The sequence below is a fragment of the Tardiphaga sp. genome, from assembly GCF_028290495.1.
Lineage (GTDB): Bacteria > Pseudomonadota > Alphaproteobacteria > Rhizobiales > Xanthobacteraceae > Tardiphaga.
This window is the reverse complement of the sequence record NZ_JAQGJT010000177.1, coordinates 38886-53970: the sequence shown is the minus strand read 5'-3', so window position 1 is coordinate 53970 and position 15085 is coordinate 38886. Positions and strand designations below refer to the sequence as shown.

Genomic DNA, 15085 nt, shown 5'->3' with positions numbered 1-15085 from the left:
TGGGCAGTGGCCGCTGGCCCGAGCTTACCCGGCCCAAAGGCTATACCGGCCCTCCGGCGGATCTCTATCTCGAAGGCAGCGACCAGCATCGCGGCTGGTTTCATTCCTCCCTGCTGGAGAGCTGCGGCACCCGTGGCCGCGCGCCCTATGACATCGTGCTGACCCACGGCTTTACGCTCGACGAGAACGGGCGAAAAATGTCGAAGTCGATCGGCAATACCGTCGAGCCGCAGAAGGTGATCGCGCAATCCGGCGCCGACATTCTGCGACTGTGGGTCTGCGCCACAGACTATGCCGACGACCAGCGTATCGGCCCCGAAATCCTGAAGACCACCATCGAGACCTATCGCAAGCTGCGCAATTCGGTACGCTGGATGCTGGGCACGCTGGCTCACTTCAAGCCCGAGGATGCGGTGGATTTCGCCGACATGCCGGAGCTGGAAAGGCTGATGCTGCATGCGCTCGCCGAGCAGGACGCCATCGTTCGCGAGGCCTATGAGGCGTTCGACTACAAGACCGTGGTGGCATCATTATCGGCCTTCATGAACACCGAACTGTCGGCGTTCTACTTCGACATCCGCAAGGACACGCTGTATTGCGACGCGCCGTCGTCGGTCACCCGCAAGGCGGCGCTGACCGCCATCGACATGCTGTGCAACGCCATCCTGAAATGGCTGGCGCCGATCCTGTCGTTTACGGCGGAAGAGGCCTGGCGGATGTACAGGCCTGATGCCGAGCCGTCGGTGCATCTGACGGTGTTTCCGGAGGGTCTCGGCGCGTATCGCAACGACGCGCTGGCCGCGAAATGGGAGACCATCCGTGACGTCCGCCGCGTTGTTACCGGGGCGCTGGAAGTGGAGCGCGCCGCCAAGCGGATCGGTTCGTCGCTGGAGGCCTCGCCGCTGGTCTATGTGGCAGACAAGGCGACTTTCGCCATCCTCGCCGGTATCGATCTCGCGGAGGTCTTCATCACCTCCAATGCGATGATGACCGATGACGACGCCCCGACCGGCGCCTTCACGCTCCCCGACGTCCCTGGCGTCGCCGTGGTGGTCGAGAGGGCCGTCGGCCAGAAATGCGCGCGGTCGTGGAAAATCCTGCCGACGGTGGGCGAGGACGCGGAGTTTCCCGACGTCACCCCGCGCGACGCGCAGGCGTTGCGGGAATGGAAGGCGCTGGGGAAAGTCTAAGCTCGGTCGTCGTCCCCGCGAAAGCGGGGACCCATAACCTCCATCCTCGAAGATTGGGCACTGAATTGGCCATATCTGTTTCGCCCGGCACATTTCGACAGCGTGTATGGATCCCCGCTTTCGCGGGGACGACACCGCGATTGGGATTGGCGACGTCGCAATGACCCCCCCCTCCCCCCTGCTCCGTTCGGGTATCCTCACCGCCGTCATCGCTCTGCTCCTCGATCAGGCGTCAAAACTCTGGCTGCTCTATGTATTCGACATCGGCCGGCGCGGTGCGGTGGCGGTGACGCCGTTCTTCGATCTGGTGCTGGCCTGGAATACCGGCATTTCCTATGGCTGGTTCTCGCAGTCCGGCCCGACCGGCCAGGCGATCCTGATCGCCGTCAAGGCGGTGGCGGTCGTGGCGCTGGCGATATGGATGGCGAAGTCGCAAACCCGGCTTGCCACTGTGGCGCTCGGCCTGATCATCGGTGGCGCGATCGGAAATGCAATCGACCGCTTCGCGTGGGGCGCGGTGGTCGATTTCGCGCTGCTGCACGTCGATATCGGCGGCAAGACCTACAACTGGTACGTGTTTAACCTTGCCGATGTCGCCATCGTTGCCGGGGTCGCCGCCCTGCTGTATGACTCTTTCTTCATAGTACCCGCCGCAAAAGCGCCCTGATCCCGGCCGATACGGGCTTCACGGGCGAAGCGAGCGGACGGTGCCCGAAACGGCGATCCGCAAGACATTTGAACAGGATGAACCCGATGCGCGAGACCGAAATCCACGGTTCCCTGCTGCACCCTTCATCGGCAGCCGTACTGAAGCGCAGCCTGCGGCTGGCTGCTGCCGTGCTCGGCATTGGCCTCGTGATGTCCGCCGGGATCGCCCGCGCCGCCGACGACGAGGAAGACGACTCATCCTTTGAGGACAAGATCATCAAGAACATCATGTCGGGCCTCGGCGGCACCAACATGGAAAATCAGGGCATCGACTACCGCGAGCGCTCGCCGCTGGTGGTTCCGCCGAAGATCACGCTACCGCCGCCGGACGCCACCGCTGCCAATGTCCCGAACTGGCCGAAGGACCCCGACGTCCAGCAGCGCAACGCCGCGCGACAGGCCCGCCTGGCCCCGAAGGGCGATCCTCGCGATTATCCGCGTTCGCTGTCGCCGAAGGAAATGGAGATGCAGCGCTCCAAGCCGACGGGGACCTCCGAGACTGTGGTTCCCGGCGATCCGACCAAGAACATCATCCTGAGCCCGTCGCAGCTGGGTTACAACGGCGGCCTGTTCAAGAACATGTTCGGCGGCAACAAGGGCGAGGTAGGCGAGTTCAAGGGCGAGCCGACCCGCGACAGCCTGACCCAGCCGCCGGTCGGCTACCAGACCCCGGCTGCCGGCTATGCCTATGGCACCGGGCCGAAGGAAGTCATGCAGAACTCGGCCTTTAACAACATCATGAGCCCCAAGCCGTAGCCTTGCGCCGTTGCAGCATTGCGTGACCGTCGACCCGGACTCCAGATTTTCCAGCCTGTGCGATCGGCCGGCACGCGACTGCGTGCGGCGCGACCGCCTAATGTTGCCAAGGAGCTGTTAGCCCTGTGATGACCTCCGCATCCCGACTGGCCGTGCGATCCGCCGCGGCGCTGGCGCTTCTGTTCTCCCTCGCGCCCGCCAGCGCGCAAACCGTCACCTCGGAGCGGCCCACCACCTTCACGCTGGGCAATGGCATGCAGGTCGTGGTGATCCCCGACCACCGCACCGCCGTGGTAACGCAGATGGTCTGGTACAAGGTCGGCTCCGCCGATGAGACCGCCGGCAAATCCGGACTCGCGCATTTTCTCGAACACCTGATGTTCAAAGGCACCGCCAATCATCCGGCCGGCGAATTTTCGCAGACCATCCAGCGGGTCGGCGGCACCGAAAACGCCTTCACCTCCACCGACTACACCGGCTATTTCCAGCGCGTTACCAAGGACCAACTAGGCCGGATGATGGAGTTCGAGGCCGACCGCATGACCGGCCTCGTCCTCAAGGACGAGAACGTGCTGCCGGAGCGCGATGTCGTGCTGGAAGAATACAACATGCGCGTCGCCAACAGCCCGGAAGCGCGACTGTCCGAACAGATCATGGCGGCGCTGTATCTCAACCACCCCTATGGCCGCCCGGTGATCGGCTGGCACTCCGAGATCGAGAAGCTCGACCGCGAGGACGCGCTGGCTTTCTACAAGCGGTTCTACGCGCCGAACAACGCCACGTTGGTGATCGCCGGCGATGTCGAGGCGACGGATATCCGCCCGATGATCGAACGCGCCTACGGCGCGATCCCGCCGCAGCCTTCGATTCCGGCGCAGCGCGTACGTCCGCAGGAGCCGCCGCCGGCCGGTCCGCGCACCGTGACACTGGCCGATCCGCGCGTCGAACAGAACAATGTGCGGCGCTATTATCTGGTGCCGTCGGCGACCACGGCTGCGGCCGGCGAAAGCCCGGCGCTCGACGTGCTGGCACAGCTTATCGGCGGCGGCAGCAACTCGTATCTCTACCGCGCGCTGGTGATCGACAAGCCGCTCGCGATCAATGCCGGCGCCGGCTATCAGGGCACCGCACTGGACAGCGCGCAGTTCATGATCTCGGCGAGCCCGCGGCCCGGCGTCGAATTTGCTGACATCGAGAAGACCATCGACGCGGTGATCGCCGAAGTCGCGACCAATGCCGTGCCCGCCGCCGACCTCGAACGCGTCAAGACACAGCTGGTGGCGGAGGCGATCTACGCGCAGGACAATCAGGCCACGCTGGCGCGCTGGTATGGCGCAGCACTGACCACCGGCCTCACCGTCGATGACATCCGCGCCTGGCCGGACCGCGTCAAGGCGGTCACCGCCGCACAGGTCCGCGAGGCCGCGCAAAAATGGCTCGACAAGAACCGTTCGGTCACCGGCTATCTGATCAAGGACACCGCGCCGAAGCGCGAGGAGAAGCGATCGTGAACATGATCCGCATCACACGCCGCGCCGCACTCGCTTTCGTCACCACGGTCGCTTTCGCCGGCCTTACCGCGGCGCCGTCGCACGCCGCCGCCAAGATCCAGCGCCTGGTGTCGCCGGGCGGCATCGAGGCGTGGTTCGTGCAGGACGCCACCGTGCCCCTGATCGCGATGGAATACGCCTTCGGCGGCGGCGCCGCACAAGACCCGGCTGACAAGTCCGGTACCGCCAACATGGTCGCCAGCCTGATGGACGAAGGTGCGGCCGATCTCGACTCCAAGACGTTCCATGAACGGCTCGAGCGACGCGCCATCGAACTCAGCTACAGCGCGCAGCGTGACTACTTCCGCGGCTCGCTGCGGATGCTGAAGGATCATCGCGACGAGGCCTTCGACCTGTTGCGACTGTCGCTGTCGCAGCCGCGCTTCGACGCCGTGGACATCGAGCGTATCCGCAACCAGATCCTGTCCGGCCTGCGCCGCGAGACCAGCAATCCCGGCTCGATCGCCAGCCGAAAGTTCCTCGAACTGGCCTTCGGCGACCATCCCTACAGCCGCTCGTCGAACGGCACGCTGCAAAGTGTGCCGGCCATCAATGTAGATGACATCAAGGCCTACAAGAGCCGCATCATTGCCAAAGACACGCTGAAGATCGCGGTGGTCGGCGATGTCGATGCGGATACGCTCGGCGAGTTGCTTGACCAGACGTTTGGCGGGTTGCCGGCCAAGGCGACACTGACTGATGTGCCGGAGATCACGGCCAGCAAGCCGCCGCAGAAGGCCTTCGTCACACTCGACGTGCCGCAGACCGTGGTGACCTTCGGCAGCCCAGGCATCAAGCGCGACGATCCGAACTTCATGGCGGCCTATATCGTCAACCACATCCTCGGCGGCGGCACGCTGTCGTCGCGGCTATACCACGAAGTGCGCGAGAAGCGCGGGCTGGTCTATTCGGTGTCGGGCTCGCTGATCTGGATGCAGCATTCCGGCCTCTACATCGGCAACACCGCAACCCGCGCCGATCGCGCCACCGACACCGTCGATACCGTGACCGCCGAAGTGAAGCGACTCGCCGAGGAAGGCCCGACCCAGGTCGAGCTCGACGAGGCCAAGTCGTATCTCAAGGGCTCGCAGATGCTGGCGCTCGATTCGTCCTCAAAGCTGGCCGGCGCGCTGCTGCAGTATCAGCTCGACAAGCAGCCGATCGACTATATCGAGAAGCGCAATGCGGTGGTCGATGCCGTCACCCTGGATCAGGCCAAGGCGGCGGCGAAGAAGATCTGGGGCGACGGGCTGATCACCGTCGTCGTCGGCCGCGCCCCGCAGGCCGCGGTTGCCCCGGTGGTAACGCCGCCGAAGGCGAACTAGGCCGGTAGCGTCCTCTGCGCTATCCGCGCCGAGAATCTGCTACATAGCGGCATCTTCCACCCCCGGTGAGCCCATGCTGCGGATTGCGCGTAATCTCTCGATCGACGAGGATGACATCGAGGTGACCTTCGTGCGCGCCTCCGGCCCGGGCGGGCAGAACGTCAACAAGGTCTCGACCGCGGCGCAATTGCGTTTCGACAGCAAGCGACTGGTCATCCCCGAGGACATGGCGATTCGGCTGCGCGTGATGGCCGGCCAGCGCATGACCAAGGACGGAGTGATCGTGATCCATGCCCAGCGCTTCCGCACCCAGGAGCGCAACAAGGCGGACGCCATCCAACGCCTCACCGAACTGCTGGCCGAGGCCGCCTTCCGCCCGATTACCCGCCGCGCCACCAAGCCGACGCTGGGTTCCAAGACCCGCCGTCTGGAAGGCAAGAAGCGCCGCAGCGACGTCAAATCAAAACGCGGCTCCGGCGGCTTCGACGACTGACCCGCTTTGTTCTGCGGGCAACAGCCCGCTACTACCACTGCCTGCGCACCGCGACCTAAGCTTTGCCGAAGCGAACGGTGAGCATGATGCGGCGAACGGCCCTCTCGACCGGACTGGCATTTGGCGGCGCGCTGCTGGCGATCGATAGCGCCGCCGCGCAAATCGCCTTGCCCACGGCCAAGCCGCTCGACGCTGCGAGCTTGTTCAAGCAGCAATGCGCCACCTGCCACGCCACCAGCCTGTCCGAGCCGCCGCGGCAGGGGCCGCAACTGGCGAAGATCGTCGGTCGCGAGGCCGGGACGCAGGACGGCTTCCGCTATTCGCCGGGGCTGGCGCAGGCACATTTCGTCTGGAACGAAGACCGGCTCGATGCCTGGATGGCCAATCCGCAGGTGCTTGTTCCCGGCGCCGTGATGGCCTACCGCCAGTCGCGGCCGGAGGTGCGCGCCGCCATCATCAACTATCTCAAGGAACTGAACTGAATGGCCAAGCCTGTGCATTCGATGATCCGCGTTCTCGACGAAGCCCGCTCGCTGGATTTCTACGCCCGCGGCTTCGGACTCAAGATCGCCGAGCGCCTCGCGTTTCCCGATTTCGCGCTGATTTATCTGCACCATTCTTCCTCGCCCTTCGAGGTCGAACTGACGGTGAATTTCGACCGCACCGAGCCCTACGTTCTAGGCGACGGCTATGGCCATCTCGCCGTCGTGGTCGATGACGTCGACGCCGAACACGTGCGCTTTGAAAACGAAAAACTGTCACCCGGCCCGCTGCGCGATTTCAAGCATGACGGCAGCACGCTGGCGCGATTCTTTTTCGTCAGCGATCCCGATGGCTACAAGATCGAGGTGATCCAGAAGGGCGGCCGCTTCGGTTAAAGCGTTTTCGAGCGAAGTGGTTTCCGGTTCGCGTGAAGAAAACGCGTCCAAGCAAAAGGCTTTAAGCGCAACAAGAAAAATACTTCATGGGAGGATACGATGAGAGAAGTCGATCGACGCAGCCACTACAGCCGCCGGATCTTTCTCCAGGGTGCGGCTACCGCGGTCCCCGTCGTCGCCGCCATCGGCGCGGCGGGTATCGAGGACGCCTGGTCCGCCGATGCCACAGCGCTGACGCCCGCCACGCTGAAGACATTGGTCAAGATGGCCCGCGACATCTATCCGCACGATTTTCTGGGCGACAACTACTACATCACCGCGGTGAAGCCGTGGGATGGCAAGGCCGCCGCCGATCCCGCGCTCAAGGCGATGTTTGAGGACGGCGTGCGACGGCTCGATCAGGACGCCAAGGATCGCCACAAGCTCGCTTACGCGCAGGTGCCATGGGAAGCCGACCGCGTCGTGCTGCTGCAGGGCATCGAACAGACCTCGTTCTTCAAGACGCTGCGCGGCGACCTCGTCGTGTCGCTCTACAACCAGGAATCGCTGTGGCCGAAATTCGGCTACGAGGGCTCCTCGGCCGAGCATGGCGGCTACATCAGCCGCGGATTCAACGACATCGACTGGCTGCAAAAGGTCTGATCGGCATCGCGCAACACATAGTTGGGAGGACACAGCATGGCTAAATTCGATCTCAATGATGATGGCGTGGTGGTGATCGTCGGGTCTGGCGCCGGTGGCGGCACGCTCGGCAATGAACTGGCGCAGAAGGGCGTCAAGGTGGTGATCCTGGAGGCTGGCCCACGCACCGAGATCCAGGACTTCGTCAACAATGAATGGGAAAGCTTCACGCAACTGGCATGGACCGACATGCGCACCACTTCCGGCTCGTGGCGCGTGGCGAAGGACTTCGCCAACCTGCCGGCCTGGATCGTGAAATCGGTCGGCGGCTCCACCGTGCACTGGGCCGGCGCATCTCTGCGCTTCGACGAGCACGAATTCAGGACCAAGAGCGTCTATGGCAATGTGCCCGGCGCCAATCTGCTGGACTGGCCGATCACGCTGGCCGAGATAGACCCGTGGTACGCCAAGGCCGAAAACAAGATGGGCGTCACCCGCACCAACAACATCCCCGGCCTGCCCGGCAACAACAACTACAAGGTCATGGAGGCCGGCGCCCGCAAGATTGGCTACAAGGAAGTCCATACCGGGCGGATGGCGATCAACAGCGAGCCGCGCGACAATCGCGGATCGTGCCAGCAGATCGGCTTCTGCTTCCAGGGTTGCAAGTCAGGTGCCAAATGGTCGACGCTGTACACCGAGATTCCGAAAGGCGAAGCCACCGGCAATCTCGAAGTACGGCCATCCTGCATGGCGCTGAAGATCGAGCACGACGCCAGCGGCAAGGTCACTGCGGTGGTCTATGCCGACGAAGCCGGCAAGACCCAGCGCCAGAAGGCCCGCATCGTCGCAGTCGCCGGCAATTCGATCGAGAGCCCGCGCCTGCTGCTCAACAGCGCCTCCAGCCTGTACAGCGACGGCCTCGCCAACTCGTCCGGCCAGGTCGGCCGCAACTACATGCGGCACATGACCGGCAGCGTCTATGCGGTGTTCGAAAAGTCGGTGCACATGTATCGCGGCACCACGATGGCCGGCATCATCCGAGACGAGGCGCGCCACGATCCGTCACGCGGCTTCCTAGGCGGCTACGAGATGGAAACGCTGTCGCTCGGCCTGCCGTTCATGGCGGCGTTCCTCAATCCCGGCGCATGGGGCCGGCCGTTCACCAGCGCGATGGAGCAATATCCGCGAATGGCCGGGATGTGGCTGGTCGGCGAGGACATGCCGCAAGAGACCAACCGTATCACCCTCGACCCGACCGCGAAGGACAAGTTCGGCATGCCGGTCGCCAGCGTGCATTACGACGATCACCCCAACGACGTCGCGATGCGCAACCACGCCTACCGGCAGGGCGCCGCGGTCTATGAAGCGATCGGCGCCACTGTGACCTATCCCACGACGCCCTATCCGAGCACGCACAACATGGGCACCAACCGCATGAGCGCCAGGCCGCGCGACGGCGTCGTCAACAAGTTCGGCCAGAGCCACGACATCAAGAACCTGTTCGTCTCCGACGGCAGCCAGTTCACGTCAGGGGCCGCGTGCAACCCGACCCTGACGATCGTCGCTTTGGCGATCCGGCAGGCCGACCACATTGCCGGCGCGATGCAAAGGAAGGATATTTAAGGGCTTCTCGCTTTTGGAGAGCGATCAATCCACTCCGGACCTCATCCTGAGGAGCGGTCGTCTTCGACCGCGTCTCCAGCGAATGGCAAGGCCATTCGCTCGGGATGAGCGCCAATCGCTTCATGGTTCGAGACGCGCGCCAACGGGCGCGCTCCTCACCATGAGGACGGCGTGACCGACTTGGCCAAACGCAATGCGCCGCCCCTACTCCGCCGCGTCCAGCATCGCTGTGCCGCGATCGATCGCCGCCGCGCTGCGCGAGCGGTAGATCAAACAGGAACAGCGCAGCAAGGAAGCGAAGTTGCTGACCTCGCCGTGGTGGTCGAGCACCTCGTCGTGCAACGTTGTCAGGAATTTCGCGATGCTGAGGCCCTGGCTGGCGGCGATTTCCTCCAGCGTGTCCCAGAACGACATTTCCAGCCGGATCGAGGTGCAATGGCCGCCGATCCGCAGCGATCGGGTCTGCGATTCATAATCGCGCGCGGGCTGGTGGGCGAACAGCGTGCACATGGCGTTTTCCCTATCGTTTTTAGAGCTTTTCCAAACGATATACCCGGCCGCGCGAGGCCACAATATTCCACCGTCATTTCAAGGCCCTGCCGGGAGCCGGGACGGCGCGCCGCCGCAACCCGGCCGTCCCCACCCTTTGTGGTGCGTTTCCCGGCGCTTACCGTTTTGCAGCATGCATTTGCGCGCGCGGCGGCCTAAAATCCCTGCCCAATCCACGAGTCGGCCCAGCCCACATGCCCGTTCGCCAGTTGCCAGAAATCATCGTCAACCGCATAGCCGCCGGCGAAGTGGTGGAGCGGCCGGCCAGCGTGGTGAAGGAGCTGGTCGAGAACGCGATCGATGCCGGCTCGACCCGGATCGACATCTTCACCGATGGCGGTGGCCGCAGACGGATCGGCATCACCGACGACGGCCAGGGCATGACCCACGCTGACCTGTCGCTGGCCACCGACCGCCACGCCACGTCCAAGCTCGACGACGAGGACCTGCTGGCGATCCGTACACTCGGCTTCCGCGGCGAGGCGCTGCCCTCGATAGGCTCGGTGGCCCGACTGAGTATCACCACGCGCCACGCCTCCGAGCCGCACGCCTGGTCGCTCGCGGTGGAAGGCGGCGACAAGTCGCCCATCGTGCCGGCGGCGCTCTCACAGGGCACCCGCGTCGAGGTTAGCGACCTCTTTTATGCGACGCCGGCGCGGCTGAAATTTCTCAAGACCGACCGCACCGAAGCCGAAGCGATCCGCGAAGTGGTGCGCCGCCTCGCAATGGCGCGGCCGGACATCGCCTTCTCGATGGCCGGCGAGGAGCGCGCGCCGGTGACCTGGGCCGCGGCGCTGCCCGGGCCTGCCGGCCAATTGACGCGGCTCGGTGATATCCTCGGCGCAGAGTTTCGCCTCAGCGCCATCGAAGTGCGCAGCGAGCGCGAAGGCGTCATCGTCGAAGGCTTTGCCGCCGCGCCCTCGCTGACGCGGGCGAACGCGCTCGGGCAGTACCTGTTCGTCAACGGCCGCCCGGTACGCGACAAGCTGATCATCGGCGCGGTGCGGGCGGCCTATTCCGACTATCTGCCGCGCGACCGCCATCCCGTCGTGGCCTTGTTCGTCATGTTGGATCCGCAGGAGGTCGACGCCAACGTGCATCCGGCCAAGACCGAGGTGCGCTTCCGCAATGCTGGTCTCGTGCGCGGCCTGATCGTGCATGCACTGAAAGAGGGTCTGGCGCGCGAAGGCCGCCGCACGGCGGCGAATAGCGATGGCGCTGTGCTGGACTCGTTCCGCCCGAACTTCTCGCCGAACTTTCCACCACGCCCGGCGGCAAACTGGGACTGGCGGAGTTCGCCGTCTTATCCCGCAACGTATCCGACAGGCCCGATACCTTCGTTCGATGGCTCGGCCGCACTCGCCGAGCGCGGCCAGGCCGCCTTCGACGTCGGCACGCCGACCGCCGACGTGCGGTTCGAGGAAGCGCCGAACCTCGACCTCATCGACCGCCCGCTCGGCGCCGCGCGCGCGCAACTGCACGAGAACTACATCGTGTCACAGACCCGCGACGGCATGATCGTGGTCGACCAGCACGCCGCACATGAGCGCATCGTCTATGAGCGGCTGAAAGCCTCGATTGCGGCGAACGGCGTGCAGCGCCAAATGCTGCTGATCCCGGAAATCGTGGAGATGGATGAGGCCACCGTCGAGCAACTGCTCGACCGCGCCGAGGAACTCGCGGGTTTCGGCCTCGCGATCGATTCCTTCGGCCCCGGCGCGGTCGCGGTGCGCGAGACGCCGTCGCTGCTCGGCAAGGCCAATGCCGGCGCGCTATTGCGCGAACTCGCCGAGCACATGGCGGAATGGGACGAGGCGCTGCCGCTGGAGCGCCGGCTGATGCACGTCGCCGCCACGATGGCCTGCCACGGCTCGGTGCGCTCCGGGCGGCGGCTGAAGCCGGAAGAGATGAACGCGCTGTTGCGCGAGATGGAAGACACGCCGAACTCCGGCCAGTGCAACCACGGCCGGCCGACCTATGTGGAGCTAAAGCTCAGCGACATCGAAAAATTATTCGGGAGAAGGTAGGCAAGGTCGTCATTGCGAGGAGCCCTCGCGACGAAGCAATCCAGTTCTTGCCGAGCACGTGGCTTTCTGGATTGCCGCGTCGCTTCGTTCCTCGCAATGACGGCGGCGCGATCAGCGCGTTGCCTCACGCCATCTGATACTTCGCGTCCCGGTCCAGCAGCTCGATCGAAATGCCTAGCGGTCCGCGGATGAAGCACACCCGCACGCCCGGGCGGATGGTAGTCGGTTCTTTGGTAAACTCGACGCTCTTGGCTTTCAGCGTCACCGCCACCGCGTCGATATCCTTCACCGACAGGCCGATATGATCGAGACCCTGATACGGCGTGACCGGCGGCGGGTTCACGCTACTGGGGGCTTCAGCGAGGAAGATTACGCCGCCGCCGAGCTTGATATCGGTCCGCGCCGGGCCGCGAACAATCTCCGCGCCAAGGATGTCGGAGAACCATTGCGCCATCGCCTCGACATCGGGCGTGCGGATGTGAACGTGATCCCAGGTGTAGTTCGGATAGGACATCGGCGTTTCCCCGTTGATTTTGATTATGCGAAGCGAAGGAACGTAAACTCGGTATCATCATAGGCGCGGCGTTCGAGCTCTTCAAAGCCGTCCGGCGCCACGAACCCGGCGTCCTTCGCCTCTTCGACCACCAGCAATGCCGATGGCGTCAACCAGCCGCCGTCGCGCAACGAGGCCAGCGCCTTTTCGGCGAGCTTCATGCGGTACGGCGGATCGAGGAACACCAGCGAGAACGGCTCGACCGGATGCGCAGGGCCGAGATTGGCGGCGTCGCGGCGATACACCTTGGTGGTGCCGCCGAGACCCAGCGCCTCGACATTGTTGCGCAGCAACGCGCGCGCTTCCGCGCCGTTGTCGACGAACAGCGTGAAGCCCGCGCCGCGCGACACCGCCTCGATGCCGAGCGCGCCGGTGCCGGCGAACAAGTCGAGCACGCGGGCGTCGAGCACCGGGTTTTCGTAGGCGTGGATCAGGATGTTGAACAGCGCCTCGCGCAGCCGATCCGCCGTCGGGCGGATCGCCTGCGTCTGAGGGGAAGCGATATTGCGGCCCTTCAGCCGCCCGCCGACGACCCGCATCGACTACTCGTCGCGGGGCTTGATGTCGCGCTTGCCGTGATAGCCGCGCTTCGGGCGCTTCGGTGGGCCGTAGCCCGAAGCCTCTTCCTCGTTGCGCAGGCGGGACTCTTCAGAGCCGGTGCGCTGCACCAGAACGCGGCGGCCCTTGCGGTCCTCCGTGGTGGAGCGTTTGAACTCCGGCTTCTTGACGATGATCGGATCATCCGCCGGATCGCCCTTGCTGGGGATCTGCCGCGCAAAGTCCGCGCCGGAGGCTTCCGCGATCTTCTCGCCTAGCTGCTCGCGCAGCACGCGGGTTTTCACTTCTTCGACCTGGCCTTCTTCCAGCTCGCCGAGCTGGAACGGGCCGTAGGAGATCCGAATCAGCCGGTTCACTTCGAGGCCGAGATGCGCCAGCACGTTGCGCACTTCGCGGTTCTTGCCTTCGCGGATCGCGAACACCAGCCAGACGTTGGCGCCCTGATCGCGCTCCAGCGTGGCGTCGATCGAGCCATATTTCACGCCGTCAACTTCAACGCCGTTCTTGAGCTGGTCGAGCTGGCTCTGCGTGACTTCGCCATGCGCGCGAACGCGGTAGCGGCGCAGCCAGCCGGTGTCGGGCAATTCCAGCGTGCGTGCGAGGCCGCCGTCATTGGTCAGCAGCAGCAGGCCTTCGGTATTGAAATCCAGCCGGCCGATCGAGATCAGCCGCGGCAGATGCTCGGGCAGATGGTCAAACACCGTGGGACGCCCCTCGGGATCGGCATGCGTGGTCATCAGGCCTTTCGGCTTGTGATACATGAACAGCCGCGTGCGCTCCGGCGCCGGCAACGGCTTGCCATCGACCGTGATGACGTCGCGGGTGGTCACATCGAGGGCCGGCGAGTTGATGACGCGGCCGTTGACGGAGACGCGGCCCTGCGTGACCCACTCCTCGGCGTCGCGGCGCGAGCACAGGCCGGCGCGCGACACCACTTTGGCGACGCGCTCGCCGGCCTTCTTCGGCGCGGGCGGACGCGGCGGACGACGCTCCTCGGGCTTGCGCTCGCGATAGTCGCCGCGGCCACCGAAGGCCGGACGCTTGGCGAAGATGCGGCTGTCGTCTTCATTGTCGCGGCGAGGACGCTCGTCGCCGCCATTGTTGCGCGGATGTTCGTGGAAATTGCTGCTCGGGCGCTCGCGCGGACGGTCGAATTTCGGCCGGTCTCCGCCCGCGCGCTCGAAGCGCGGACGCTCTTCCGTCACACGTTCAAAACGCACGCGTTCGAAATTCGGACGCTCGTACTGGCGAGCACCGTCGCGCGACGGACGCGCGTTGCGGTCGGAGCCCTCGTCGCGCTTCTGCCACGGCTTGGACTCGCCACGATCGGCGCCGCGATCCGGGCGATCGCCAAAGCTCTTGCGCGGACCGCCACGGTCCGGCGCGCCACGGGAGAATTTCTTGTCGCCGCCAAACTTGCTGCCGCCGCTGAAGGGACGATCACCCTGCGGGCGGTCCGAACGCGGACGGTCGTTGTCGCGCGGCGGGCGCGCGCTGAACGGACGGTCGCCCGAGGGACGCGGCGAATAAGGCCGCTTCTCGCCACCGCCGTCACGCGGCGTGTAAGGACGCTTCTCGCCTCCGCCGTCGCGCGGCGTATAGGGACGCTTCTCGCCGAACTTCTTGTCGGCGAAACGGCCAGCAGGACGGGAATCACCGCGCGAATCGCGGCCGGAATCGTTGCGGTCGCCACGCGGAGCGCGATCATCACGGTTGAAATTCGGGCGATCGCCACGCGGGCTGTAAGGACGTTTCTCTCCGCCACCTTCGCGCGGCGTATACGGCCGTTTGTCGCCACCACCATCGCGGGACTGGTAGGGGCGCTTCTCGCCACCGCCTTCACGCGGCGTGTACGGCCGCTTCTCGCCGCCAAAATCCTTGCGCGGGCCGCGATCCGGACGGTCGCCACCGCTGCTGCGCTGCGGGCGATCGCCGCCGAAGCTGCGCGCGGGACGCGGGGCATCGCCATAGTCGCGGCGGGGGGCACGGTCGTCGTCGCGGCGCGGCGGCGCGCCGTCGCGCTTGCCGGCATAGGGCTTGCCGGGGCCGGAATAGGGCTTGGCGCCGTAGGTCTTGCGCTCGCCGCCGCCGGCATCGTGCGGCTTCGGCGCATAGGTGCCATCGCGCTTGGCGAATTTCTTCTCGGGACCGCGCGAAGCGCCGGAGCGGCCCTTGCTGGCGCCTCCGCCGGATTTACCGGGCGGACGGCCACGCGAGGGGCCATTGTTTCGATCGTTATCGCGGGGCATGA

15 protein-coding genes are annotated in these 15085 nt (G+C 65.2%); 11 read left to right on the top strand and 4 right to left on the bottom strand.

Annotation, left to right across the window (positions count from 1 at the left end; translation table 11 throughout):
• The 10 genes from JWQ24_RS26435 to JWQ24_RS26390 all read left to right on the top strand — a co-directional run.
• Positions 1 to 1190 (top strand): class I tRNA ligase family protein (locus tag JWQ24_RS26435; protein ID WP_299814901.1); only part of this gene is annotated, 1190 nt, incomplete at its 5' end.
• A gap of 160 nt (positions 1191 to 1350) precedes the next feature.
• On the top strand, positions 1351 to 1857 hold the full coding sequence (lspA, locus tag JWQ24_RS26430; protein ID WP_299814898.1) for a signal peptidase II: 507 nt from the start codon (positions 1351 to 1353) through the stop codon (positions 1855 to 1857).
• A gap of 86 nt (positions 1858 to 1943) precedes the next feature.
• A complete protein-coding gene (locus tag JWQ24_RS26425) occupies positions 1944 to 2654 on the top strand; it encodes a hypothetical protein (RefSeq protein WP_299814895.1) in 711 nt (236 codons plus the stop codon).
• A gap of 128 nt (positions 2655 to 2782) precedes the next feature.
• On the top strand, positions 2783 to 4165 hold the full coding sequence (locus JWQ24_RS26420) for a pitrilysin family protein (protein WP_299814892.1): 1383 nt from the start codon (positions 2783 to 2785) through the stop codon (positions 4163 to 4165).
• Positions 4166 to 4167: 2 nt separating this feature from the next.
• Positions 4168 to 5529 carry a pitrilysin family protein gene (locus JWQ24_RS26415; RefSeq protein ID WP_299814913.1) on the top strand — a complete coding sequence of 454 codons (1362 nt, stop codon included), beginning with the start codon at positions 4168 to 4170 and terminating at the stop codon, positions 5527 to 5529.
• A gap of 73 nt (positions 5530 to 5602) precedes the next feature.
• Positions 5603 to 6022: an alternative ribosome rescue aminoacyl-tRNA hydrolase ArfB gene (gene arfB, locus JWQ24_RS26410; RefSeq protein WP_299814889.1), complete on the top strand. Its 420-nt coding sequence runs from the start codon at positions 5603 to 5605 to the stop codon at positions 6020 to 6022.
• 161 nt (positions 6023 to 6183) lie between these two features.
• Positions 6184 to 6504 carry a c-type cytochrome gene (locus tag JWQ24_RS26405; protein WP_299814910.1) on the top strand — a complete coding sequence of 107 codons (321 nt, stop codon included), beginning with the start codon at positions 6184 to 6186 and terminating at the stop codon, positions 6502 to 6504.
• Positions 6505 to 6900 carry a VOC family protein gene (locus tag JWQ24_RS26400; RefSeq protein WP_299814886.1) on the top strand — a complete coding sequence of 132 codons (396 nt, stop codon included), beginning with the start codon at positions 6505 to 6507 and terminating at the stop codon, positions 6898 to 6900.
• Positions 6901 to 6999: 99 nt separating this feature from the next.
• Positions 7000 to 7542: a gluconate 2-dehydrogenase subunit 3 family protein gene (locus tag JWQ24_RS26395; protein ID WP_299814883.1), complete on the top strand. Its 543-nt coding sequence runs from the start codon at positions 7000 to 7002 to the stop codon at positions 7540 to 7542.
• A gap of 36 nt (positions 7543 to 7578) precedes the next feature.
• Positions 7579 to 9147, top strand: a complete 1569-nt coding sequence (locus JWQ24_RS26390) for a GMC family oxidoreductase (RefSeq protein ID WP_299814880.1) — start codon at positions 7579 to 7581, stop codon at positions 9145 to 9147.
• A 204-nt stretch (positions 9148 to 9351) separates the two neighbouring features.
• Here the strand turns inward: JWQ24_RS26390 and JWQ24_RS26385 are convergent, their stop codons facing one another.
• Positions 9352 to 9657, bottom strand: coding sequence for a ribbon-helix-helix domain-containing protein (locus tag JWQ24_RS26385; protein WP_299814878.1), 306 nt, complete (start codon positions 9655 to 9657; stop codon positions 9352 to 9354).
• Positions 9658 to 9890: 233 nt separating this feature from the next.
• On the opposite strand from JWQ24_RS26385, the gene mutL reads away from it, so the two are divergent.
• Complete coding sequence (gene mutL, locus JWQ24_RS26380; RefSeq protein WP_299814875.1) at positions 9891 to 11723, top strand: DNA mismatch repair endonuclease MutL; 1833 nt, start codon at positions 9891 to 9893, stop codon at positions 11721 to 11723.
• Between the two features lie 124 nt (positions 11724 to 11847).
• On the opposite strand, the gene JWQ24_RS26375 is transcribed toward mutL, so the two are convergent.
• The 3 genes from JWQ24_RS26375 to JWQ24_RS26365 are packed head-to-tail and all read right to left on the bottom strand — an operon-like array spanning position 11848 to position 15083.
• On the bottom strand, positions 11848 to 12237 hold the full coding sequence (locus JWQ24_RS26375; protein ID WP_299814872.1) for a VOC family protein: 390 nt from the start codon (positions 12235 to 12237) through the stop codon (positions 11848 to 11850).
• Between the two features lie 23 nt (positions 12238 to 12260).
• Complete coding sequence (gene rsmD / locus JWQ24_RS26370) at positions 12261 to 12815, bottom strand: 16S rRNA (guanine(966)-N(2))-methyltransferase RsmD (RefSeq protein ID WP_299814869.1); 555 nt, start codon at positions 12813 to 12815, stop codon at positions 12261 to 12263.
• A 3-nt stretch (positions 12816 to 12818) separates the two neighbouring features.
• The gene (locus tag JWQ24_RS26365) at positions 12819 to 15083 is read right to left on the bottom strand and encodes a pseudouridine synthase (RefSeq protein ID WP_299814866.1); all 2265 of its coding nucleotides are present in this window, start codon (positions 15081 to 15083) and stop codon (positions 12819 to 12821) included.
• Positions 15084 to 15085: the final 2 nt, after the last annotated feature.

Bases quoted from the DNA above. Each gene is read 5' to 3' on its own strand.
- JWQ24_RS26375 (WP_299814872.1), bottom strand. From the start codon at position 12,237: ATGTCCTATCCGAACTACACCTGGGATCACGTTCACATCCGCACGCCC.
- JWQ24_RS26365 (WP_299814866.1), bottom strand. From the start codon at position 15,083: ATGCCCCGCGATAACGATCGAAACAATGGCCCCTCGCGTGGCCGTCCG.
- rsmD (WP_299814869.1), bottom strand. From the start codon at position 12,815: ATGCGGGTCGTCGGCGGGCGGCTGAAGGGCCGCAATATCGCTTCCCCT.
- JWQ24_RS26425 (WP_299814895.1), top strand. From the start codon at position 1,944: ATGCGCGAGACCGAAATCCACGGTTCCCTGCTGCACCCTTCATCGGCA.
- JWQ24_RS26390 (WP_299814880.1), top strand. From the start codon at position 7,579: ATGGCTAAATTCGATCTCAATGATGATGGCGTGGTGGTGATCGTCGGG.
- lspA (WP_299814898.1), top strand. From the start codon at position 1,351: ATGACCCCCCCCTCCCCCCTGCTCCGTTCGGGTATCCTCACCGCCGTC.
- arfB (WP_299814889.1), top strand. From the start codon at position 5,603: ATGCTGCGGATTGCGCGTAATCTCTCGATCGACGAGGATGACATCGAG.
- JWQ24_RS26385 (WP_299814878.1), bottom strand. From the start codon at position 9,657: ATGTGCACGCTGTTCGCCCACCAGCCCGCGCGCGATTATGAATCGCAG.
- JWQ24_RS26420 (WP_299814892.1), top strand. From the start codon at position 2,783: ATGACCTCCGCATCCCGACTGGCCGTGCGATCCGCCGCGGCGCTGGCG.
- mutL (WP_299814875.1), top strand. From the start codon at position 9,891: ATGCCCGTTCGCCAGTTGCCAGAAATCATCGTCAACCGCATAGCCGCC.
- JWQ24_RS26400 (WP_299814886.1), top strand. From the start codon at position 6,505: ATGGCCAAGCCTGTGCATTCGATGATCCGCGTTCTCGACGAAGCCCGC.
- JWQ24_RS26415 (WP_299814913.1), top strand. From the start codon at position 4,168: ATGATCCGCATCACACGCCGCGCCGCACTCGCTTTCGTCACCACGGTC.
- JWQ24_RS26395 (WP_299814883.1), top strand. From the start codon at position 7,000: ATGAGAGAAGTCGATCGACGCAGCCACTACAGCCGCCGGATCTTTCTC.